At 67.8% G+C, this 21,097-nt stretch carries 17 protein-coding genes; 13 read left to right on the plus strand and 4 right to left on the minus strand.

Annotated elements, in window-relative coordinates; genetic code table 11:
• Nucleotides 1-14 precede the first annotated feature (14 nt).
• From ABZX37_RS17040 to ABZX37_RS17085, 10 genes are all read left to right on the plus strand, one after another.
• Nucleotides 15-842 carry a class I SAM-dependent methyltransferase gene (locus ABZX37_RS17040; protein ID WP_354740440.1) on the plus strand — a complete coding sequence of 276 codons (828 nt, stop codon included), beginning with the start codon at nucleotides 15-17 and terminating at the stop codon, nucleotides 840-842.
• A gap of 284 nt (nucleotides 843-1,126) precedes the next feature.
• Nucleotides 1,127-2,560 carry an FG-GAP-like repeat-containing protein gene (locus ABZX37_RS17045; RefSeq protein ID WP_354740442.1) on the plus strand — a complete coding sequence of 478 codons (1,434 nt, stop codon included), beginning with the start codon at nucleotides 1,127-1,129 and terminating at the stop codon, nucleotides 2,558-2,560.
• Between the two features lie 27 nt (nucleotides 2,561-2,587).
• Entirely contained in the window at nucleotides 2,588-5,173 is a 2,586-nt protein-coding gene (locus ABZX37_RS17050) for a lectin (RefSeq protein ID WP_354740444.1), read from the plus strand.
• Nucleotides 5,174-5,356: 183 nt separating this feature from the next.
• Complete coding sequence (locus ABZX37_RS17055; RefSeq protein ID WP_354740446.1) at nucleotides 5,357-6,700, plus strand: serine hydrolase domain-containing protein; 1,344 nt, start codon at nucleotides 5,357-5,359, stop codon at nucleotides 6,698-6,700.
• 10 nt (nucleotides 6,701-6,710) lie between these two features.
• Entirely contained in the window at nucleotides 6,711-8,363 is a 1,653-nt protein-coding gene (locus tag ABZX37_RS17060; protein ID WP_354740448.1) for a peptide ABC transporter substrate-binding protein, read from the plus strand.
• Nucleotides 8,364-8,367: 4 nt separating this feature from the next.
• A complete protein-coding gene (locus tag ABZX37_RS17065; protein ID WP_354740450.1) occupies nucleotides 8,368-9,333 on the plus strand; it encodes an ABC transporter permease in 966 nt (321 codons plus the stop codon).
• Nucleotides 9,330-10,259, plus strand: coding sequence for an ABC transporter permease (locus ABZX37_RS17070; protein WP_354740452.1), 930 nt, complete (start codon nucleotides 9,330-9,332; stop codon nucleotides 10,257-10,259). Before ABZX37_RS17065 ends, ABZX37_RS17070 begins: the two co-directional genes overlap by 4 nt.
• Nucleotides 10,256-11,221 (plus strand): ABC transporter ATP-binding protein, encoded by a 966-nt coding sequence (locus ABZX37_RS17075; protein ID WP_354740454.1) that lies wholly within the window; start codon nucleotides 10,256-10,258, stop codon nucleotides 11,219-11,221. The genes ABZX37_RS17070 and ABZX37_RS17075 overlap by 4 nt, the downstream gene beginning before the upstream one ends.
• On the plus strand, nucleotides 11,218-12,201 hold the full coding sequence (locus ABZX37_RS17080; protein ID WP_354740456.1) for an ABC transporter ATP-binding protein: 984 nt from the start codon (nucleotides 11,218-11,220) through the stop codon (nucleotides 12,199-12,201). Before ABZX37_RS17075 ends, ABZX37_RS17080 begins: the two co-directional genes overlap by 4 nt.
• A 32-nt stretch (nucleotides 12,202-12,233) precedes the next feature.
• Nucleotides 12,234-13,790, plus strand: a complete 1,557-nt coding sequence (locus ABZX37_RS17085) for a D-aminoacylase (protein WP_354740458.1) — start codon at nucleotides 12,234-12,236, stop codon at nucleotides 13,788-13,790.
• A gap of 22 nt (nucleotides 13,791-13,812) precedes the next feature.
• Here the strand turns inward: ABZX37_RS17085 and ABZX37_RS17090 are convergent, their stop codons facing one another.
• Nucleotides 13,813-15,381 carry a helix-turn-helix domain-containing protein gene (locus ABZX37_RS17090; protein WP_354740460.1) on the minus strand — a complete coding sequence of 523 codons (1,569 nt, stop codon included), beginning with the start codon at nucleotides 15,379-15,381 and terminating at the stop codon, nucleotides 13,813-13,815.
• 92 nt (nucleotides 15,382-15,473) lie between these two features.
• Here ABZX37_RS17090 and ABZX37_RS17095 point away from each other — a divergent pair, with 92 nt between their 5' ends.
• The 3 genes from ABZX37_RS17095 to ABZX37_RS17105 are packed head-to-tail and all read left to right on the plus strand — an operon-like array spanning nucleotide 15,474 to nucleotide 18,567.
• Nucleotides 15,474-16,328, plus strand: a complete 855-nt coding sequence (locus tag ABZX37_RS17095) for a hypothetical protein (RefSeq protein WP_354740462.1) — start codon at nucleotides 15,474-15,476, stop codon at nucleotides 16,326-16,328.
• Nucleotides 16,325-17,434: an o-succinylbenzoate synthase gene (menC, locus tag ABZX37_RS17100; protein ID WP_354740464.1), complete on the plus strand. Its 1,110-nt coding sequence runs from the start codon at nucleotides 16,325-16,327 to the stop codon at nucleotides 17,432-17,434. The genes ABZX37_RS17095 and menC overlap by 4 nt, the downstream gene beginning before the upstream one ends.
• Before the next feature lie 23 nt (nucleotides 17,435-17,457).
• Nucleotides 17,458-18,567, plus strand: coding sequence for a serine hydrolase domain-containing protein (locus ABZX37_RS17105; RefSeq protein WP_354740466.1), 1,110 nt, complete (start codon nucleotides 17,458-17,460; stop codon nucleotides 18,565-18,567).
• A gap of 52 nt (nucleotides 18,568-18,619) precedes the next feature.
• Here the strand turns inward: ABZX37_RS17105 and ABZX37_RS17110 are convergent, their stop codons facing one another.
• From ABZX37_RS17110 to ABZX37_RS17120, 3 genes are read right to left on the minus strand one after another with little or no spacing between them, the layout of a single operon-like run.
• A complete protein-coding gene (locus tag ABZX37_RS17110; RefSeq protein ID WP_354740468.1) occupies nucleotides 18,620-19,525 on the minus strand; it encodes a phosphotransferase in 906 nt (301 codons plus the stop codon).
• A complete protein-coding gene (locus ABZX37_RS17115) occupies nucleotides 19,526-20,002 on the minus strand; it encodes a hypothetical protein (protein WP_354740470.1) in 477 nt (158 codons plus the stop codon).
• The gene (locus tag ABZX37_RS17120) at nucleotides 19,999-21,030 is read right to left on the minus strand and encodes a MerR family transcriptional regulator (RefSeq protein WP_354740472.1); all 1,032 of its coding nucleotides are present in this window, start codon (nucleotides 21,028-21,030) and stop codon (nucleotides 19,999-20,001) included. Before ABZX37_RS17120 ends, ABZX37_RS17115 begins: the two co-directional genes overlap by 4 nt.
• Nucleotides 21,031-21,097: the final 67 nt, after the last annotated feature.

A 21,097-nucleotide genomic window follows, 5' to 3' on the forward strand; every position in this document is an offset into this window, starting at 1 on the left:
GTAGGATCTGACTTGTGACTACGGGGCGGGTAGATCTCACTGGCGTGCAGTCGACGATGCTCGTGACACTGTTTCTCCGCGCACTGGACGCGCGCGATCCGCAGCCCATTCTCGGCGACCGGCTCGCGGCCGAAGCGGTCGAGCGGATCGACTACAACTGGGCGAAGCTCGACAAGCCGTCCATCGTCCGCGGGCGCGCCGGGGTCGCGTTGCGGGCGCGGCAGTTCGACACCTGGGCGGCGGATTTCCTGCGCGAGCACCCGGAAGCGACGGTTCTGCAGATGGCGTGCGGGATGGACAGCCGCGCCTTTCGGCTCGATCCGCCTGGCGTGCGGTGGTTCGACGTCGACCTGCCGGATGTCATCGCGCTTCGCCGGAAGCTGTACTCGGACAGCGACAGCTACCGGATGATCGCCGCATCGGTGACCGACTCCGCGTGGCTGGAGGAGATTCCGGCCGATCGGCCGGCACTGATCCTCGCCGAGGGATTGCTGATGTATCTGCGGGAGGCGGAGGTATCCCAGTTGCTGCGCCGGCTGACCGGACATTTCCCGTCTGGCGCGCTGATCTTCGACGGGGTGTCCGTTTCGACCGCCCGAGCCACCCAGTTGCTGAAGAAAGTGCTGTCGCCGCGCTGGTATCCCTACCCGGCCTACTGGACAGCGATCCGGGACGAGTCCGATATCCCGCGCTGGAATCCGGATCTGCGGCCGCGCGGGTCCGAAGCGGTCCTGAAGGCCTACGACCAGGTCCCGGATCCCCGGGTGCGTCGCTGCTACCGGCTGGCGAGCCGATTCCGCTGGACCGGCGACTTCCTGCGGGTGTTTCGCGCCGAATTCTGAACGGCCTCCCGCGGTTTCCCTCGGCCGGGATTTTCTGACAAAGACATGTCTGGACCAGTCCGTTGACATGGTTGTCATCGCGGGCTGACCATGGTCTCGTCGCCGGAGCGCACGCCGGTTCCGGATTCGCCTCGCTCGCCTGAACGGGTTCCGTCCGCTTTGCCGTGCCGGAGGAAGCTGCCATGCCGCTTCGTCGATTTCTCGCTGTTTTCGTTCTCCTAGCCGCCGCTGCCGTACCGAGTCAATCCGCCGAAGCGGCACCGCTCGGTCAAGCGGTGCGGATCATGCCGCTCGGCGATTCGATCACCGCAGGTGCGGGCAGTGCCACTGTGTCGTCCTATCGCGCTCCACTGTGGACAATGCTTTCCTGGGAATCCCGTTACTCGCCGCGGTTTGTCGGCACGCAAACCAACGGGAGCTTGCCTGATCCAGCCAACGAGGGCCACAGCGGTTACACGATCGACCAGATCACCGCGGGCATCGACGGCTGGCTCGCGTTCGACCGGCCCGACGTCGTGCTGTTGCACCTCGGCATCAACGACCTCGACCGCGGTATCGACGTGGCCAACGCGCCAGCCCGGCTGCACAGTCTGCTCGACCGGATTTACGCCGATCGGCCGAACGTCGCCGTCCTTTTGCTGGGGTTGATCCCGACGTCGGCGGGGTTGGAAAGCCGGGTCGCGGCGTTCAATTCCGTCGTGCGCGGCTTCGAGGCCGACGAAACCCAGGCCGGGCACCGATTCCGCTACGTCGAGCCGCCTGCGCTCACCTCGGGGGAAATGGTCGACCACTTGCATCCGAACGATGCCGGGTACCGGCGAATGGCGGAAAGCTTCTCCGGCGCGCTTGGGCAGGCGTACACCGAAGGCTTGTTCAGCGGACATCCTCCGCTCGGCGCGGGAACTGAATCCGGCGGTACCGGAAAGGTTCGCTGGGCCGATTTCGACGGTGACGGCCGCGCGGACTACCTAACGGTCGCGCAGAACGGCGCGGTCAGCGTTTATCTGAACCGCGGCGGCGACGGGCACGGCGGCTGGCAGTCGCTCGGGCAAATCGCCACCGGGCTCACCACGGATCCGGCGCGGGTCCGGTTCGCCGATTTCGACGGTGACGGCCGCGCCGACTATCTCCTGCTCGAACCGAACGGCGCGGTGGTCGTCTACCTCAACCGCGGCGGGGACGGGCACGGCGGCTGGCAGCCGCTGGGCCAGGTCGCGACCGGCACCACCGCCGACCCGGGCCGCGTCTGGTTCGCGGACTTCGACGGCGACGGTCGCGCCGACTACCTGACCATCGGGCAGAACGGCGCGGTCACCGCCTATCTCAACCGCGGCGGCGACGGTCGCGGCGGCTGGCTCGGCCGAGGCCAGGTCGCCGGTGGCACGACCACCGACGTGCGCAGCGTGCGCTTCGCCGACCTCGACGGCGACGGCCGGGCTGACTACGTGACGATCGCGCCGGGCGGTGCGGTCAACGCGTTCTTCAATCGCGGCGGCGACGAGCAAGGCGGCTGGTATTCGCGAGGCCAGGTGGCCACCGGCGTCACCACGGATTCCAGCGCCGTCGCCTTCGCTGATTTCACCGGCGGCGGCAATGCCGATTATATTCTCGCCGATAAATCCACCAACGGTGCTTCCGTCTATTCCTGGGAAGGCGGCGACGGACACGGAAGTTGGATCGACCGCGGCCGGGTCGCCAGCGGTGTGCCGATCAGCTGATCAAACCCCGATTGAAAAGGACGCGCGATGAAAGTTCGAGCGAGAGTGAGCTGCGCGCTGGCGACGGCCGTGACCGTCGCCGGATTGTGCGCCGGGCCAGCGCAAGCGGCTGAACACCGAGCAGCGGCCGATCCGGCCAGCCTGGTCAACCCGTTCATCGGAACCACCAATCAAGCCAACGATTTCCCCGGTGCCGACGCCCCGTTCGGAATGGTCCAATGGAGTCCGGACACCAACTCCCGGCCACCCGGCGGCGGCTACGAGTACAACGATTCGACAATCACCGGCTTCAGCCTGACCCACATCGCTGGCCCCGGTTGTGGCGCGGCGGGCGACCTGCCGATCCTGCCGACCGTCGGTGGCGTGAACTCGTCCGCGAACGTGAACTTCCAGCACGGCAACGAATCCGCGTCCGCGGGGTATTACCGAGTCAAGCTTGACAACGGTGTCAATACCGAACTGACCGCCACCACGCGCAGCGGAATGGGCCGGTTCACCTTCCCGGCCGGAAACCAGTCGAACCTCGTGTTCAAAGTGGACGGAAGTCAGAACCGGCCCAGCAACGCGCAGTTCTCCGCCGTGTCGAACACGGAGGTGCGCGGTCAGGTCACCAGCGGCGCGTTCTGCGGCGCGGCCAACAGCTACACCGTCTACTTCGACCTGCTCTTCGACCGTCCCTTCGCGAGCAGCGGCAGCCGTTCAGTCACCTTCGACACCTCCGGAAACCAAGTGGTGCAGGCGAAAGTCGGCGTGAGCTACGTGTCGACCGCCAACGCGGCAGCGAACCGGGCGGCCGAGAATCCCGGCTGGGACTTCGACGGCACTCGCGCCGCCGCCGCGCGGGCGTGGAACGACCAGCTCGGCAAGATCAAGATCACCGGCGGGACGTCGGACCAGCAGACGATGTTCTACACCGCGCTGTATCACGCGCTGCTGCATCCCAACGTGATCAGCGACGTCAACCGCCAGTACCCGGGTTTCGACGGCAAACCGCACACAGTCGACGCGGGCCACGACGCGGTGTATGCCAACTACTCAGGCTGGGATATCTATCGTTCCCAGGCCCAGCTGGAAGCACTGCTGGCGCCGAAGGTCGCGTCCGATACCGCACAGTCCATGGTGGACGATTACCGGCAAACGGGGATCTTCCCCAAGTGGTCGGAAAACAACGGCGAGTCCTACGTGATGGTCGGCGACCCGGCCGCGGCCATCATCGCCGACTACTACGCCTTCGGCGCCCGCGACTTCGACACCGCCGACGCGCTCAAGGGACTAACAGCGCAAGCGTCCAATCCGAACAACGACCGCCCCGGCCTGAACTACCTCGACAGCCTCGGCTACCTCCCGCACGACGGAAACTTCGGCTGCTGCAACGCTTACGGTCCCGCAGCGACCACTTTGGAATACAACACCGCCGACTTCGCGCTGTCCGCCTTCGCCGACGCGCTCGGCGACACCGCCAACCAGCGCACGTACCGCAACCGCGCGCAGAGCTGGCGCAACCTGCTCAATCCGCAGTCCGGTTTCGTCCAGGCCCGCAACGCCGACGGGAACTGGCCGCTCGACTTCGACCCGACGAACGGCAAGAGCATGGTCGAGGGCACGTCGTTCATCTACACCGGCATGGTGCCGTTCGACCTGGCCGGACTGACCCGCGCCAAGGGCGGCCCGACCGTCATGAACCACTACCTGGACAACCTCCTGCGCACGTACGACGGCAACGACGGTCTCGCCTGGATGGGCAACGAGCCCAGCATCGAACTGCCCTGGGAGTACGACTACACCGGCGCGCCGTACCGGACGCAGGAGACGGTCCGATCGATCCAGGGCAAGATCTGGCGCACCACCCCGGACGGTCTTGGCGGCGGCAACGACGACCTCGGCACGATGAGCGCCTGGTATGTCTGGTCCGCGCTCGGCATGTTCCCCGAGACCCCGGGCACCGCCGACCTCGCTCTGGGCTCGCCGGTCTTCAGCCAGGCCGTCGTCACGCTGCCGTCCGGCAAGACCCTCACCGTCAACGGCAACGGCGCGGCGGACAACGCGCCGTACGTCCAGGACGCCTCGTGGAATGGCGCGGGCTGGAACAAGGCGTACGCACCGGATATCAGCAACGGCGGCACGCTCAGCTTCACCCTCGGCACCACAGCCAACAAGGCCTGGGCTGCGGATCCGTCCGCCGCACCGCCGTCCTACCCGGGAGACAGCCCGGCACCGGCGAGCCCGCGAGTCGGCCCGATCGTCGCCGGAGTGTCGTCCAGCCTGTGCATCGACAACGCGTTCTCGAAGGTCACCGACGGCAACCCGATCCAGATTTACGGCTGCGATTCGACCTACGCGCAGGACTGGGTCGTCGGCACCGACCACACGCTGCGCGTCCACGGCAAGTGTCTCGACGCCGACAATTCCGGCACCACGAACGGCACCCGCATCCAGCTATACACCTGCAACAACACCGGTGCCCAGCAGTGGGTCGAGGACAACGGGTCGCTGCGGAACCCGCACTCCGGGCTCTGCCTGGACGATCCGAACAGCAGCACCAAGGAGCTCACCCAGCTGCAGCTCTACACCTGCAACAACAGCCCCGCGCAGAAGTGGGCCCTGCCCCGCTGAACCCGTTGAGTGCCCGGGCTGCCGTCCTTCGACGGCGGTCCGGGCACTGCTTTGGCGACCGGCACAAGTCCCGGACCGAATCTCTGGGCTCTCGTCCAAGGCTGCCGCGATCCGGCCGGATCGATACTGGCGCCCATCGACCCGCCGTGGTCGGGACACCGAGGTCCCGGAGGTTTTCAGCACATGACGCCGCCCCTGCCCCAGGCCGCGGACGAGGCGCTTCGCCAGGCCTGCCGCACCGCGTTGCACGAACGGTCCTTCGCCGCCGGGCTCTCGATGGCGGTCACCGGCCGCGACGGGATCCTCTTCTCCGGCGCGTTCGGACACGCCGATCTGGCCGCCGCCCAGCCGGCGACCGAGGACACGCTGTTCCAGATCGGCTCGATCTCCAAAGGCATGACCGCCGCGCTGCTGCTTCGAGCGCGCGACGCTGGGCTGGTCGACCTGGACCGTCCGGTGACCGAGTACCTGCCGTGGTTCTCCGTCCGGTCCGCGCACGCGCCGATCACCGTGCGCCATCTGATGTCGCACACCGCCGGGATCATCGCGGGGACGGACGTCTCCGGCGACTCCGCCTTCGAGGTCTGGGCGCTGCGCGACTCCGAGGCCACGACGCCGCCGGGGACCTGGTTCCACTACTCGAACTCCGGGTACAAGGCGCTCGGGCTGGTGCTGGAAGCGGTCTGCCAACGGCCGTACCAGGAACTTCTCGGCGACTTCCTGGCCGAACTGGGGATGTCGGCTGCCATTCCAGCGATCACCCATGAGATCCGGGCCCGCAGCGCCGTGGGATACGAGCCGCGCTACGACGACCGCGTCCCGGCCCGCGAGGACGGCCTGGTCCCGGCGACCTGGATCGAGACCGCCACCGCGGACGGCAGCGTCGTCTCGACCGCACGGGACATGACCGCCTGGCTGCGGCTGTTGATGAGCGGCGGATCGATGGTGGACGACCTCTGTACTCCCGCGATCCGGATGGACGAGGAAGACTGTTCGTACGGCCTCGGCATGATGGTCGGCGAGTTCGACGGCCGCCCGCACGTCTGGCACACCGGCGGCATGATCGGCTACTACGCCGCGATCGCGTGCGATGTGGACGCTGGGATCGGGGCTGTCGTGCTGGCTAACGGCACCGGCCCGTGGCAGGAGACCGTCGTCCACCTGATCGCTGCGACGCGAGCCGCGCTTGCGGGCGCTTCGGTGCCGGAATTTGTTCTGCCGGAACGGAAACGTCTGGCGCTGCCGACTCCGGACGACCCGCCCGCACACTGGGCTGAGGTCGTCGGGCATTACCGCTGCCACAACCCCTGGCTGTCCAATTTGCACGTCTACGCCCACGACAACCGGCTGTGGGTGTCGATCACCGGCGGCCCGCCGGACGAACTGGTCCCGCTCCCGGACGGCTCTTTCCGCGTCGGCGAGGACGAACGGCTGCCCGAGCGGCTGAAGTTCGATGTCGTCCTCAATGGAGACGCGGTTCGCGCCGACTACTCAGGATGCCCGCTCTACCGCACCTTCACGCCCTAGGCGGCCCTTGATGAGAAACCGTTTCCGCCGCGCGGCAGCGGCGTTGCTGGCCGTGGTACTGGCCGCGGGTGGCGTAGCCGCGTGCGGCCAGGCCGAGAGCGAGACCGCCGACGGCGGCGTCTTCCGCTTCGGCGCCAACCAGCCGATCGACTCGCTGAACCCGTTCGTTTCCGTGGTCAGCATGGCTTTTTCGGTGTTCGAGCAAATCTACCCGACGTTGGTGCAGCTCGACCCGAACGACCACTACGTCCCCGAATTCGCCACCGGCTGGAGCACCTCCGAGGATGGCCAAACCTGGACTTTCCATACTCACCCCGGGGCCACCTGGTCCGACGGCGAGCCGTTGACCGCCGCTGATGTCGCGTGGACGCTCAGCACGATCGCGAAATTCCAGGACGGCCCGACAGCGGGTCTCGCCAACTACGTGGTCAACCTCGACAGCGCGACCGCACCGGACGCGAACACCGTGGTGCTGCACTACGCCAGCCCGGTCTCGAATGTCCTCAGCAGACTGATGAGCGTTCCGATCCTGCCCCGGCACATCTGGCAGAAGTACGCCGAGGGCAAGGGCGACGCGCTGACCACGTTCCCGAACACCGCGCCCATCGTGTCCGGCGGCCCGTTCGTCCTGGTCAAACACCAGCCGAAACAGGTCGCGCTGTTCAAGCGGAATCCCGCTTACTACGGTCCGAAACCGCAGATCGCCGGGTTCGGCATCCAGTTCTTCAGCACCGACGACGCGATGATCACCGCGTTGAAGAGCCATCAGCTCGATGCGGTGCAGAGCGTGCCGGCCACTTCAGTGGGCAATCTCGAATCGTCCGGGTTCGAGGTGCTTTCCTCGCCGGGCATGCGCTTCGACAGCATCACGGTCAACGCGAACCCGAAACAGCAAGCAGCACATCGGGAATTGACGAACCCGCTGGTGCGCGAAGCGCTCGACCACGCGGTCAACCGGGCCGAGATCGTGAAAACCTCGCTGCTCGGCCACGGCAAACCGGGCGGTGCGGTGATCGCGCCCGGAACAGCTGACTGGACAGACAACTCGATCAAGCCGCCGTCGTTCGACCTGGACCTGGCCAACCGGCTGCTCGACCAGGCCGGTTACCGGCGCGGACCGGACGGCGTCCGGATCGCGGGCGATCATCCGATGGACTACCCGATCATCCTGCCCGAGGACACCTACAGCGGCGCCGGGCTGCGCTCGTTCCAGATCATCCGCGGCGATTTCGAGCGGATCGGCATCCGGCTCGAACCGCGGCTGCTCGACAACGCCGCGGCCAACGAAGCGGCCATGGCGAACAAATCGCAGGACTTCGCGATGACCATGTGGGGGTGGAGCGGCGGCACCAGCGACCCGGACGACACGCTCAACTACCTCACCTGTGCCAGCCAGGGAATCCTCAACGACACCGGCTACTGCAGCAAGGAATGGGACGACCTGTACGGCGAGCAGGGCGAGGCGATGAACCCCGCGGACCGGCACGACGTCGTGAACCGGATGCAGCAGCTGGCGGCACGCGAGCGTCCGCTGCTCGTGCTCGACTACCCCGACGCGATCGAGGCGCACTCGCCGTCCTGGACCGGCCTGACGCCGGTGGGCGGGGCCTCGTTCTCGTCGGAGTCGAAGCTCCCGCTGCTGTCCGTGCGAAAGGCGGGCTGACCCGATGCGCAGTCTCGACTATCTGCTCCGGCGCGGCGTTTTCACTGTGGTGACGGTCTTTCTCACCGTCACCGCGAACTTCTTCCTCTTCCGGGTCCTGCCCGGCGACGCGGTGACCAACCTGTCCCGCGTGCCGCACGCGACCCCGGAACTGCAGCACGCGCTGATGGTCCGCTTCGGACTCGACAAGTCCAAATGGGACCAATACCTGATCTACCTCAAGAACCTGCTGCACGGCGACCTCGGCGTTTCGTTCACCTATCAGCAGCCGGTGACCCATCTGCTGGTCGAGGACCTCAAGAACACCGTGCTGCTGGCCGGCGTCGGAACGCTCGGCGCGATCGTGCTCGGCATCCTCTCCGGGGTGATCGCGGCGTGGCGGCGCGACTCCGCGCTGGACCACCTCAACACCGGGCTCGCGACGCTCGTGTACTCGTTCCCGTCGCAATGGCTCGGGTTGGTATTGCTGATCCTGTTCGCCGGGATACTTCCGGCCGGCGGGATGTCGGACCTGTTCCTGTTCGACAACCCGCCGTTCTGGCAGAACATCGGCGACGTGGCGAGTCATATGGTGCTTCCGACGGTCACGCTGATCCTCACCGCGTACGGCGGTTACACGCTGGTGGTGCGGTCCTCGATGCTGGAAACCCTCGGCGAGGACTACGTGCTCACCGCGCGCGCCAAAGGTCTTTCGGACCGGCGGGTGGTCTGGCAGCACGCGGTGCGGAACGCGATGCTGCCGATGGTCACCATGGTCGCGCTCGATCTCGGCTACGTCGTCGGCGGCGCGGTGCTGATCGAGGTGATCTTCAGCTGGCCGGGCATCGGGATGGCCACCTACACCGCGCTCAGCCAGCGCGATTACCCGATGGTGCAAGGCGGGTTCCTGCTCCTGACGGTGTCGGTGATCCTGCTGAACTTCCTCGCCGACCTGGTCTACTTCCGCCTTGATCGGAGAGTCAGCGCATGACCACTGCCGCCCCGGCCGAATTGCGCCGCACCGGTATCTTTCGAAAAGTACTGCGGGAGCACAAAACCGCGGTCGCTGGTCTCGTTATTCTCGGTCTTTTCGCAGTCCTGGCTGTTGTTTCGCCTTACCTCGCGCCATACAGCATCACCGAACGGTCCTGTGCGGTTTTCGAACCGCCGTCCGCGCACCATTGGCTGGGTTGCGACGACGGCGGCGTGGACATGCTGTCGCTGCTGATGCGCGGCGGGCAGACGTCGCTCGTCGTCGGATTCGCCGCGACGCTCGTCGCGATGCTGCTCGGCGGCACGGTCGGAATCCTGTCCGGGTATTTCGGCGGCTGGGTCGACGCGGTGCTGATGCGGATCACCGACGTGCTGCTGGTGCTGCCGGATCTGGTGCTGGCCATGGTGATCGCCGCGGTGTGGGGGCCGAGCCTGTTCCACGTGATCCTGGTGATCGGCCTGCTGGAATGGACGACGACCGCGCGGATCGTGCGCGCGGAGGTGATGTCGCTGCGCGAACGGGCTTACGTCAAACGGGCACGCGGGCTCGGCGCGAGCAATACGCGGGTGATCGTGCGGCATATCCTGCCGCAAGCGGGACCGCTGCTGATCGCCAACACCGTGCTGACCGTTTCGGTCGCGATTTACTTGGAGACAGCGTTGGCATTTCTCGGTTTGGAAGACCCGAGCGTCACGACGTGGGGAACGATCCTGGAACACGCTTTCGCCCGCACCGCGATCAGTTCCGGGGCCTGGTGGGCCATCGTTCCGGACGGATTTGTGATCGCCGCGGTGAGCATCGGCTGCTTCCTGCTGGGCCGGGCGATCGAGGACGCGTTGAACCCGCGCCTCAAGGTTTCCCATCTGTCCGGCCGCCGGTGGCGAGTGCGGGTCCTGGCCGGAAGAGGAGCGGACGCTCGATGAATGTGTTGGAGTGCAACGATTTGCACGTGTGGTTCGACCTGCCGGGCGGCGGTCAGGTGCATCCGGTGAACGGGGTGAGCTTCTCGCTGGCCCCGAGCGAACGGTACGGGCTGGTCGGCGAATCCGGCTGCGGGAAATCGACGACGATCCTGGCGTTGCTGGGCTTGCTGCCGCCGACCGCGACCGTGGCGGGCAGCGTTTCCATTGCCGGTACTGAAATCCTGGCTGGCGGCGAGGAATCGATGCGCGGGCATCGGTGGCGGGACATCGCGATGGTGTTCCAGGGCGCGATGAACGCGCTCAACCCGGTGAAGACGGTCGGCTGGCAGATCGCGGAACCTATGCGCGCCCACGGCATCGCCCGCCGGGCGAAAGCGCGTGAGCGAGCGCGGGAACTGCTGGAGCTGGTCGGTATTCCCGCTGCGGCGGCGGATCGGTACCCGCACGAGTTCTCCGGCGGCATGCGGCAACGGCTGTCGATCGCGATGGCGCTGGCCTGCGAGCCGAAGGTGCTGCTCGCCGACGAACCGACCACCGCGCTCGACGTGATGGTGCAGGCGCAGATCCTGGAACTGCTGACCCGGCTGACCGACGAACTCGGCATGGCGCTGGTCCTGGTCACCCACGACCTGCCGTTGGTGTCTCAATTCTGTCACCGGGCCGCGGTGATGTACGCCGGGAAGATGGTCGAAGAGGGCCCGGCGGATCAGCTGAGCTGGGAGTCGCAGCACCCCTACACCCGACTGTTGTTTTCCGCGACGCCGGATCTCTACGGCGACGAACCGGTCGTCTCGATTCCGGGCGCTCCGCCGCGCCTTGACACCGAGATCGTCGGCTGCCCGTTCCGCCCGCGCTGCGATGTCCCGATGGACCGCTGCGCTGCCGAGTCGCCGCTGCTGACCACGGCCGGTCCAGGTCATCGGGCAGCGTGTTTCCGTACCGAGAGCGTGGTGACGGCATGACCGAGGCGCTGCTGGAGGTCGACGACCTCTCGATCCACTACCCGATGCGCCGCGGCGTCGCAGGCGCGCTGGCCCGGCGTCCGCGCAGCGTCGTGCACGCCGTGGACGGCATCAGCTTCCGGCTCGGACGCGGTGAGATGGTCGCCGTCGTCGGCGAGTCCGGCTGCGGGAAATCCACGACGGCGGCGGCGATCTGCGGCCTGATTCCCCCGACCGGCGGTACTGTCCGCTTGGAAGGCAACGCGATCACCGGGCTGTCGGAACGCCGCTTGCGACCGATCCGGCGACGGGTCCAGATGATCTACCAGGACCCGTACGAATCGCTCGACCCGCTCTGCCGGGTGCGGGACATCCTCGCCGAGCCAATGCTGATCCACAGCGTCGGCGGGTCCAAAGAGGAACGGGCCGCGCTTGCCTCGGACGCACTGGAACGCAGCGGCCTCTCGCCAGCGGAGGCGTTCCTGGACCGTTACCCGCACGAACTGTCCGGCGGCCAGCGGCAACGCGTCGCCATCGCCGCCGCACTCGTGCTCGACCCGGACGTCCTGCTCGCCGACGAACCAGTGTCCATGTTGGACGTTTCGGTGCGCGCCGGTGTGCTGTCCCTTTTGGACACGTTGCGGAAGGACCAGGACACCGCGATCCTGATGATCACCCACGACCTGTCTACGGCCGCGCATTTCGCCGACCGGATCGTGGTGATGTACCTGGGCAGGATCGTCGAACAGGGACCGGCGCGGGAAGTCGTGCACAATCCGCGGCACCCTTACACGAAGGCGTTGCTGTCGGCGGTCCCGCGACGGGACCGGGACCAGCAGGCGAAACCGCAGCTGCTGACCGGCGAGACCCCGAACCCCGTCGACATCCCGCCCGGTTGCCGGTTCCGCTCGCGTTGCCCGGTCGGCACCGAGGACTGCGAACGCACCGACCCGCCGCTGGTCGCGATCGGCGGCCATGAAACCGCATGTCTGTACGTCTGATTCTCCCTCGCGCGCCCAAGGAAAGGAACACGATGTCCGCCGATCTCGTCCTCCGAGGTGGCTCAGTACTCGACGGCACCGGAACCGCCGCCCGCCGCGCGGACGTGGCGATCACCGGGGACCGGATCGAAGCGATCGGCGACGTCCGGGACCCCGACGCCCCGGTCCTGGACGCCGAAGGGTGCGTGGTGGCGCCGGGATTCATCAACGTGCTCAGCCACGCGTACGAAACCCTCCAGCTGGATCCGCGCGGACTGTCCGACATCTGTCAGGGCATCACCACCGAGATCTTCGGCGAAGGCCGCTCGATGGGCCCGGTCACCGGCCGGATGACCGACCTCGTCGCCGCCGAGCCGCCGCTGTTCGGCATGCGCACCAGTTGGCCCCGGCTCGACGACTTCCTGACCGACCTGAGCGGGGCCGGGCTGAACATCGGCAGCTTCGTCGGCGCGGAGAACCTCCGAATGCCCTTCGCGGGCAACGAAGACCGCCCGCTCACCGACGACGAACTGGCCGCCGCCTGTGCGTTGCTGGACGAGGAACTGGCGGCGGGCGCACTCGGGGTGGGTTCGGCGTTGATCTACGCGCCGGGTAGCTACGCGTCCACCGAGGAGCTGATCGCGTACGCACGAGTGCTGGCGAAGCACGACGCGCTGTACATCTCGCACATCCGAGGGGAGTCGGATCGGCTGGTCGATTCAGTTGACGAGCTGATCCGGATCGCTCGGGAATCGTCCGCGCGGGCAGAGATATATCACCTGAAGGCATCCGGACAGCAGAACTGGCCGCTGCTGTCCACCGTGCTTGAACGGGTACAGCAGGCGCGCGCGGACGGTCTCGGTATCACCGCGGACATCTACCCGTACGACGCTGGTTCGACGTTCCTCTCCGCCTTCATCCCGCCGCGCTTCCACGAAGGCGGCGGGCTGGCCGCACGCCTAGCCGACCCGTCGAGCCGCGCGGAAATGAAAGCCGCCATCCTCGCGCCACGGCAGGACTGGGAGAACCTGTACCTCGGATCCGGCGGTGCGAAAGGGATCCTGTTGTTAAGCGGTGCGGTGCAGGGCCAAACCCTCGCCGAAGCGAGCCGTGGCGGAGACCCGCTCGACACCTTGCTGGACCTCGTCGCCGCGGAACCGAACCTGATGGTCGCCGAGTTCACCGCCTCGGAGGCGGACTTGCGGTGCGCGCTGAAACAGCCGTGGGTTTCAGTGTGCACAGACTCCGAGGCGATCGCGGCGGAGGCGCCGTTCACGGATACGTCCATCCATCCCCGGACGTACGGCGCCTTCGCCCGAGTGCTCGGCCCGTGGGTGCGGGAAGGCGTGCTGCCGCTGGAAGAAGCGGTGCGGCGGATGACCAGCCTGCCCGCCGCGAACCTGCGCCTGACCGACCGCGGCGTGCTGCGGCCCGGTGCATTCGCTGATGTGACGGTGTTCGACCCGGCGGCGGTGCGGGACAACGCGACCTACCTGGACCCGCACCGGTATGCGGACGGGATGCGGCATGTGCTGGTGAACGGCCAGCCCGCGCTGCGGGACGGGAAGCCGACCGGGGTACTGGCCGGGCGAGCGGTGCGGCGGGGGTAGTGAGTGGCATTGCCACTCACTACTACCACCCCAGCTGATCACCCAACCGCAACCGCAACCACAGCACCAGCCGCTCGTCCGGATCGGCCAGATCGAACCCGAAGATCTCCTCCGCCCGAGACAGCCGATACCGGATCGTGTTGGGATGCACCGACAACCGAGCCGACGCGGCCGCGATGTCGCCGTTCGTGTCGAGATAAGCCAGGATCGTCGGCGCGTACGTCGTCCCGTGCTCGACATCGTGCGCCCGCACTGCCGGGCCCAACCGCCGGGGCAACGCGGCGTCCCCGGCCAGGATCTGCGCCAGCACCGACAGCGTCGCCCCGGCCCAGACCTCCTCGATCGCCGCCACCTGGCACGGCTCCGGTGCGGTCCGTCGCTCCGCCAGCGTCCGGAGGACGAGATCCGCGTCGGTCCGCGACGAGGCGATCGACCGGAGCCCGGGGACCGTCGAGCCGAGCCCGGCTTGCACCGGCATCCGCAGCGCGCCGTGTGCTCGCCGGGCGATGTCGGCGACCAGATCGCGATGCGCATTCGGCAGCAGCGCGTAGACGGTCCCGTCGATCAGCGCGCAGCCGTGCTTTCCGTAGTGCGCCTCGCAGTGCAGGCTCACCAGATCGGCCAGCCGCGTCGCCGCGTGAGCAGCCAGTACGTCTTCAGGATCGGTGACGGTGAACGCGGCGACCGCGACCGGGGCGTCCGGGTCCAAGCCGAGTTGCGGGGCGACGGCGGTGACGCTGCTCGGGTCGGCCAGCAGGCGTTGCAGCAGGTCAGCGCGCCGACGGCGGACGACGTCGACCGCGGTGCGCGCGGCCAGCAGGTGCAGCGCGGCGATCTCGGCGGCGTTGAACAGCGCCTGCTCGGCCGTCTCGTCGAGGCTGTCGTCGGCGTCGACCACCCAGATCGAGCCGAGCATCTCGCTGCCCGCCCGCACCGCGACGCCGAGCCGCGGCAGCCCGCCGGGGAGCGAGGGAAAGCGGCAGGTCTGCCGCACCCGAGCGAGTTCGCGGTACTGGTCGTCGTAGAAAACCGGCACCTCCGGCACCTGCAGCCCGAGGATGCCCTGGCGGCGGCCGTCGTCGATGGGCTGGCCCGGCAGCGTCGAGTACGCCAGGATCCGCCGGTGGGGATCTTCGATGGTGGTCGCGCCGCCGACCATCCCGGCGATGGCGTTGGCCAGCGCGAACAGATCGCCGGCAGCCGGCGCGCCGGGCGTGCGCACAGCGGGGGCGAGCGCCGAGGAGATCATCGCCTCGAGGTGGTGCCAGGGCACGGCTTCGTCGGCGGCGAGCAGCACGACCCCGGCGTCGCGCGCGGCGTCGGACAGCTCGGTGAGGGGTTCGCCGAAGCTTTTCACCACCAGCGCCGCGTATCCCACGGCCGAGTTGAGGAGATCTTTCGCTTCGGCCGGATCGGCCCCGACCGCGAGCAGGATCGTGTCCTGCCCCGGCGGCGCGCCGCTGCGCCGCTCGTGGATGAGCACCCCGGACACCGGCACCGGCCGGTCCGGCAGCGGGCTGACCGGCCGCAGCAGCGAAGCGCCGAGCGCGTCGAGGACCTGTCCGAGATCGGGGACCTCCGGATCGAGCATCTTCACCTCTTTAGCCAGACGCACAAAACATCCGCGGAATCTCTGGACCGGCATTGCACGCACCCGGACGATCCGGCCGCGAGGCTGTCAGCATGCACGTTCCACCAGGCGCACCCGCGACCGTACTCCCTCCGGCCCCGGACGCGGCCGTCTCGACCGCCCTGCGCGCCGCGAACCGGGCCGGCGTCCGGATCCGGCTGGCCGAAGACGTCCGGACGCTCGAAGCGGTGTCGCGATTTCTCGCCCAGGTGTGGCAGACGCCGGAATCCCACGCTCCGTTCGGCGCGGACGCCCTGCGCGCCGTCGTCCACGCGGGCGGCGCGGTGCATTACACGGCTGATGACGCCGGTATCCAGGCGGCGTCGGCGCTCATTTTCTGCCCGCCGGTGACGCGCGCGGTTTATTCGCTGATCGCCGCAGCGCGCGCGAGCGACCGCGGAGTGGGCTTCGCGCTCAAGCAGGCTCAGCGGGTGTGGGCGCTCGACCAGGGTGCGGAGACGATGGTCTGGACCTTTGATCCGCTGGTGAGCCGCAACGCGCATTTCAACCTGGCGAAGCTCGGCGCGCGCGGAACCGAGTACACAGTGGACTTCTACGGCCAGATCGAGGACGGCGTGAACGGAGCGGACGAAACCGACCGGTTCACCGCGGTGTGGCCACTGCGGGAACCGAATCCGGTCCGGCTTTCCGGCCCGGACCTGACGACCGCGGAGATCGACCCGCGCCGCGCCCCCGACGGCGAACCGTTCCTGGTCCGTGACGGCTCCGGGTATTGGTGCCGGGTCCCGGCCGACATCGTGGGCCTGCGCCGCCTGAACGCGCGGCTGGCCGCCGAGTGGCGCTACGCGATCCGGGACGCTTTCGTCCCGCTTTTCGCCGAGGGCTGCACGGCGACCGGGTTCAGCCGATCCGGCTGGTATCACCTGACCGAAGGGACGCGGACGTGAAAATCGAACGGATCGACCTGATCGAGGTCAGCCTCTCGCTCGTCCGTCCATTTCGGACCTCGTGCTCGGTGGACACCGAACGCAACACCCTTCTGTTGCATGTGGTGACCGACGTCAGCGAGGGCTGGGCCGAGTTCGGCGGTGACCCGGAACCGGTGTACAGCCCGGAATTCGCCGTCGGAGCCGAACGGATCCTGCGAGATCATCTCGTCCCGCGCGCGACCGCCCTGCCGCACTTGACCGCCGCCCGGGTCGCGGGCGCGATGGCTCCGGTCAAGGGCAATCCGCTGGCGAAAGCCCTGCTCGAAACCGCGATCCTCGACGCCGAATGCCGCGCCTACGCGATGCCGTTGTCGACCTATCTCGGCGGCGTGCGCGATCGGATCAGAGCTGGAGTTTCCGTCGGAATCACCGACACTGTCCCGGAATTGATCGACACCGTCGCCGGTTATCTGGCCGAGGGATACGTCCGGATCAAGCTGAAGATCGAACCCGGTTGGGACCTAGAACCCGTGCGCGCGGTCCGCGCCGAGTTCGGCCCGGACCTGGTGTTGCAGGCCGACGCGAACACCGCCTACTCCCTCGCCGACGCCGACCACCTGCGCCGGCTGGACGAGTTCGGCCTGGTCCAGCTCGAACAGCCGCTCCCCGCGGACGACCTCGGCGGCCACGTCGAACTCGCGAAGCTCCTGCGCACTCCGCTCTGCCTGGACGAATCGATCTGCTCCGCCCGCGACGCCGCGTTCGCGATCCGGCTGGGAGCGTGCCGGATCATCAATGTCAAACCCAGCCGCGTCGGCGGATACCTCGAAGCGCGGCGAATCCACGACGTGTGCGCCGCGCACGGAATCCCGGTGTGGTGCGGCGGAATGCTCGAAACCGGCATCGGCCGCGCGCAGAACCTCGCCCTCGCCGCGCTGCCCGGTTTCGTGCTGCCGAATGACATCTCCGCGTCGAGCCGGTACTACGCCACCGATCTCACCGCGCCGTTCGAACTCGAAGACGGTTGTCTGTCCATTCCAGACGGTCCGGGCGGCGGCGTCGCTGTCGATCCGGCCGCGCTGAAACGGCACACCGTCGCTTCGCAAACGCTCTTCGCAGTCTGAAGATTCCAGCAGAAGGAGACGACATGCGAGCTTGGACCAGCGCCGCCGCGGCGGTGGCGGTAACCGCGGCATTGATGGTCGCGCCGACGACCACGGCCTCAGCGGCCGCGTGCTCCGCCAAACCCATCCAAACCGCGCTGGACGGCCTGAAAAAGGTCGGTCTCCCCGGAATCGTCCTGACCGTGCAGAGCCCGGATTGCGGCCGGTGGAAAGGCGGCGTCGGAAAGTCCGATGTCGAGTCCGGCCGCGCGATCACCGGCGACGAACACTCCAGAATCGGCAGCGACACGAAAACCTGGACCGCGGTAGTCGTCCTGCAATTGGTCGCCGAGGGCAAAATCAGCCTGAACGAAACCGTTGATCACTACCTGCCCGGCCTGATCCGCACCGCCCGCTACGACGGCCGCAAGATCACCATCCGGCAGCTGCTGCAGCAGACGAGCGGCCTGCCGGACTACCTGGACTCGCCGTTCTGGGAGGACGATCAAGCACACCGGTGGGAGCACTTCGACCCGATCCAGACCGTCAAACAGGCCCTTTCGCTTGCCCCGCCGGACCGCGCCCCGTCCGGTTTCGCGTACTCCAACACGAACTACAACCTGGCGGGCATGGTGGTCACGAAGGTGACCGGCCGCGGCATCGGCACCGAACTCACCGAACGGATCATCAAACCGCTCTGCCTGGACGAAACCTATTGGCCCGGCGACGAAACCACGATCGACGAACCGGACCTGCGGTCGTACACCGACGGCGTCGACACCACGGAATGGAACGTCTCCGAAGCCGACGCCTCCGGCGAATTGATCTCCACCGGCGCGGACACGACGAAATTCTGGACCTCGCTGCTCGGCGGAAAACTGCTGCCCGCTGCCTTGCTGACCGAAATGAAAAAGACCGTCCTGGACGACGGCGGCGAGGGATACGGCCTAGGCCTGCAGCGGTACGAACTGACGCCGAACTTCCCGACCTGGGGCCACAGCGGCGGCATGGCCAGCGGCCACGACTTCCGCAACGCGGTGACCGAGGACGGAAAGCGGTCGGTGACAGTGTTTATTGACACGGCGGACTATTCGAAAGCCCAGTCGGACCGGATAGATGCGATCGTGGGCGCACTGGTCCGCGACATCAGGTAACGCCTCCGGGCGGTTGCGGCGTCCCCCAGCGCGGCAACCGCCCGGATCCCACTCAGGCGTTCGCGAGGCGAAGACGCTCAGCAGTCTGCTCCCGAAGCGCCGCACCGCAAATCGGCGGATCTCCATACAACGCTTCCCATCGGGCGTTGTGCGTCGCAGGCCACAAGCTCGCCGCCCACGCGACTTCCTGTTCGGCCAAGGAGAACCGGCGGCCTCGGAAGTCCTGATAGGACTCCAGGAACGCCGCGGAGCTCTCGATCGGGGCCAGCGTCGGCGGGGTAGTGCTCGGGAACATCCCGCTCGCTGCTCCCGCCAGGGCTGCTTCCGGTTGCCACGCCAGGCTGTCCCAGTCGTGTACCGTCCAGCCCTCGCCGGTATCCCAGCGGAGGTTTTGCGCTTCGAAATCACCGTGGCCGAGGACGTTCGGCAGATCGGCGGCGAGCAGTCGGCGGCGGGCCCGATCCGCGGTCTTGGTGACCTCCTCGGGTACGGAGCGCTGGTCTCGTTCGTCCAGGAAGTCGATCGCTGGCCATAGGCCGGGGTCGGTGTGGTCCCAGCGCAGCCAGCGCGGGTTCGGCAGCGGCGGCTTGACGGCGATCCCGTCGAGGGTGGCCAGCAGCAGCGCGAATAGCTCGGCATAACGCGCGGCAACGTCCGGCGAGTCCCCGGGTACGACGTCTCCGCCCGGGCGGTATTCCTCGGCGTGCACAGCCAGAGAGCCGACCATGACCGCAGGTGTCAGCGGTCGTGCGCACGGGAAACCGCGCTCAGCCAGTTGGGTTTGCGCGGCGACGCAAGCGAGGGCGCGGCCGTCGTCCGGACGGGCCTTGACCACGACCTTCCGGCCGTCTTCGAGGCGCAGGCCGTGCACCGTCGAGACCTGGCGTGCTTCGAACAGCACGTCGACCGGTGCGGTGCCGAGGTGCGTGCGGCACCAATCCGACAGCCATGGTTCCAACTATTCGACTCCCGGTGCCGTCGTGCGTCGTTCGGTCGACCGGCGTTCGATCGCCTCCGCGACCCCGTCGATCGCCCGTCGGATGATCGCACCGTACTCGTCGTCGGCGAGCGCGTCCTGTCGTTTTCGGGCCGCCGCGATCTGCTCCGTCGCCGCGGAGAACGAGCCGAGGCGGCGGAAGTTGTCTGCCAGGTTCAGGTGGAGCGACGGGTAGAAGCCTTCGATCCGAAGCCCGGCGTCGTGCGCTTGCACCTGTTCGTCGGTCACTGTCGCGGCGGCGTCCAGGGCTCTGACATCCCACACCAGCGCCTCTGCCGGGTCCGTGAACAGATCTGCTTGGTAGTGGGCGAGAACGCAGCGGTAGAACGGATCTCCGCCCGGTCCGATCTCGTCCCACAGCTCCTGCAGACGCGCCCGCGCGGCGTCCGTGTCGCCCGCTCGGCCCTGCGTCACCGCGGAGGTGATTTCGGTCATCATTCGGCATTTCCTTTCACTGGCATGGCAAGCGTGGTCAGGTCGCCGTCGTCGGCTGAGCGCACGACGACCGGCAGGTGCGAGGCCGCGACGTCCAGCATCACGTCCGGACCGACAGCGGTGCTGATCGCCGGGTGCAGCGTGCTCACGGCGAAGGAGAGCGAGATCGGCGGGCCCGTGACGTTCGCCGGGATGGATTCGGTTCCCACCCTGACGGTCGCGGGCGATAGGTCCAGCTGGACTTGCGGGGCGTATTGGCGTTCCAGACAGGCCACGAGCGCGTTGCGGGATATCACCGCCCGGGTAAGCACTTCTGGCAGCGAAGCCAGCATCAGCCGATAGTCCGGGAATCCGTCGGCGACAGTGCGGCAGGTTCGTGTTGCATCGTCGCCCTGGAAGCGGAGCTCCTCGTCCCGGACGCTCAGCCGCAGCTCGTGCTGACGGCGCGTCCACGGCATCGCGAGGCGCAGGTCGTCGGCGTCGATGGTCGCGGTCCAGGTGGACGCACTCGGCTCGGCCGGGACCAGCGTGCGGGTCGAGAGGCGGTACCGGTCGGTGGCGGTCAGCACGATCGCCTCCGGAGAGACCTCGAGGTGCACGCCGTTGAGCACCGGCAGGTCCGGCGACGTCGCGGTCAGCACCTGCTCGACGGCAGCGGTGAACACCGGCCCGGTGAACTGAACCGACGGTGCCGACGCCGTCGAGCTCAGCGTGGCCTTCACTGCCGTGGCCGTTTCCCGGGCCTGCTGCACCTGAGACACCAAGCCGGCGACGTGGTCGTCGATGATCCGCGACGCCTCGGCCGGTTCCGCGGCGAGGACCGCGCCGACCCGTTCCAGCGGAAGGCCGATCTCCCGCAACCGCCGGACGAGCAGCGCGGCCGACACCTGGCCGGGGGAGTAGTAGCGGTAGCCGGATTCCTCGTCGACCCGGATCGGTCGCACGAGGCCGGAGTCGGCGTAGAAGCGCAGCGCGCTGGCGGTCAGGCCGCAGCGGCGGGCGAACGCACCAATGGTGAGCAGGTCGGACACCTGCCCATCATCGGGCTTCAAGCAGCTTGAAGGTCAACCCGGAGCGCTTGACCACGAGATTTCCCCG

Origin of the sequence: Amycolatopsis sp. NPDC004079 (assembly GCF_040610415.1) — a bacterium.
GTDB lineage: Bacteria > Actinomycetota > Actinomycetes > Mycobacteriales > Pseudonocardiaceae > Amycolatopsis > Amycolatopsis halotolerans.

Coding starts and splice junctions, on each gene's coding strand:
- ABZX37_RS17105 (WP_354740466.1), top strand. CDS start 17,458: ATGCGAGCTTGGACCAGCGCCGCCGCGGCGGTGGCGGTAACCGCGGCA.
- ABZX37_RS17060 (WP_354740448.1), top strand. CDS start 6,711: ATGAGAAACCGTTTCCGCCGCGCGGCAGCGGCGTTGCTGGCCGTGGTA.
- ABZX37_RS17080 (WP_354740456.1), top strand. CDS start 11,218: ATGACCGAGGCGCTGCTGGAGGTCGACGACCTCTCGATCCACTACCCG.
- ABZX37_RS17045 (WP_354740442.1), top strand. CDS start 1,127: ATGCCGCTCGGCGATTCGATCACCGCAGGTGCGGGCAGTGCCACTGTG.
- ABZX37_RS17095 (WP_354740462.1), top strand. CDS start 15,474: ATGCACGTTCCACCAGGCGCACCCGCGACCGTACTCCCTCCGGCCCCG.
- ABZX37_RS17070 (WP_354740452.1), top strand. CDS start 9,330: ATGACCACTGCCGCCCCGGCCGAATTGCGCCGCACCGGTATCTTTCGA.
- ABZX37_RS17090 (WP_354740460.1), bottom strand. CDS start 15,381: ATGCTCGATCCGGAGGTCCCCGATCTCGGACAGGTCCTCGACGCGCTC.
- ABZX37_RS17065 (WP_354740450.1), top strand. CDS start 8,368: ATGCGCAGTCTCGACTATCTGCTCCGGCGCGGCGTTTTCACTGTGGTG.
- ABZX37_RS17050 (WP_354740444.1), top strand. CDS start 2,588: ATGAAAGTTCGAGCGAGAGTGAGCTGCGCGCTGGCGACGGCCGTGACC.
- ABZX37_RS17055 (WP_354740446.1), top strand. CDS start 5,357: ATGACGCCGCCCCTGCCCCAGGCCGCGGACGAGGCGCTTCGCCAGGCC.
- ABZX37_RS17085 (WP_354740458.1), top strand. CDS start 12,234: ATGTCCGCCGATCTCGTCCTCCGAGGTGGCTCAGTACTCGACGGCACC.
- ABZX37_RS17075 (WP_354740454.1), top strand. CDS start 10,256: ATGAATGTGTTGGAGTGCAACGATTTGCACGTGTGGTTCGACCTGCCG.
- ABZX37_RS17115 (WP_354740470.1), bottom strand. CDS start 20,002: ATGATGACCGAAATCACCTCCGCGGTGACGCAGGGCCGAGCGGGCGAC.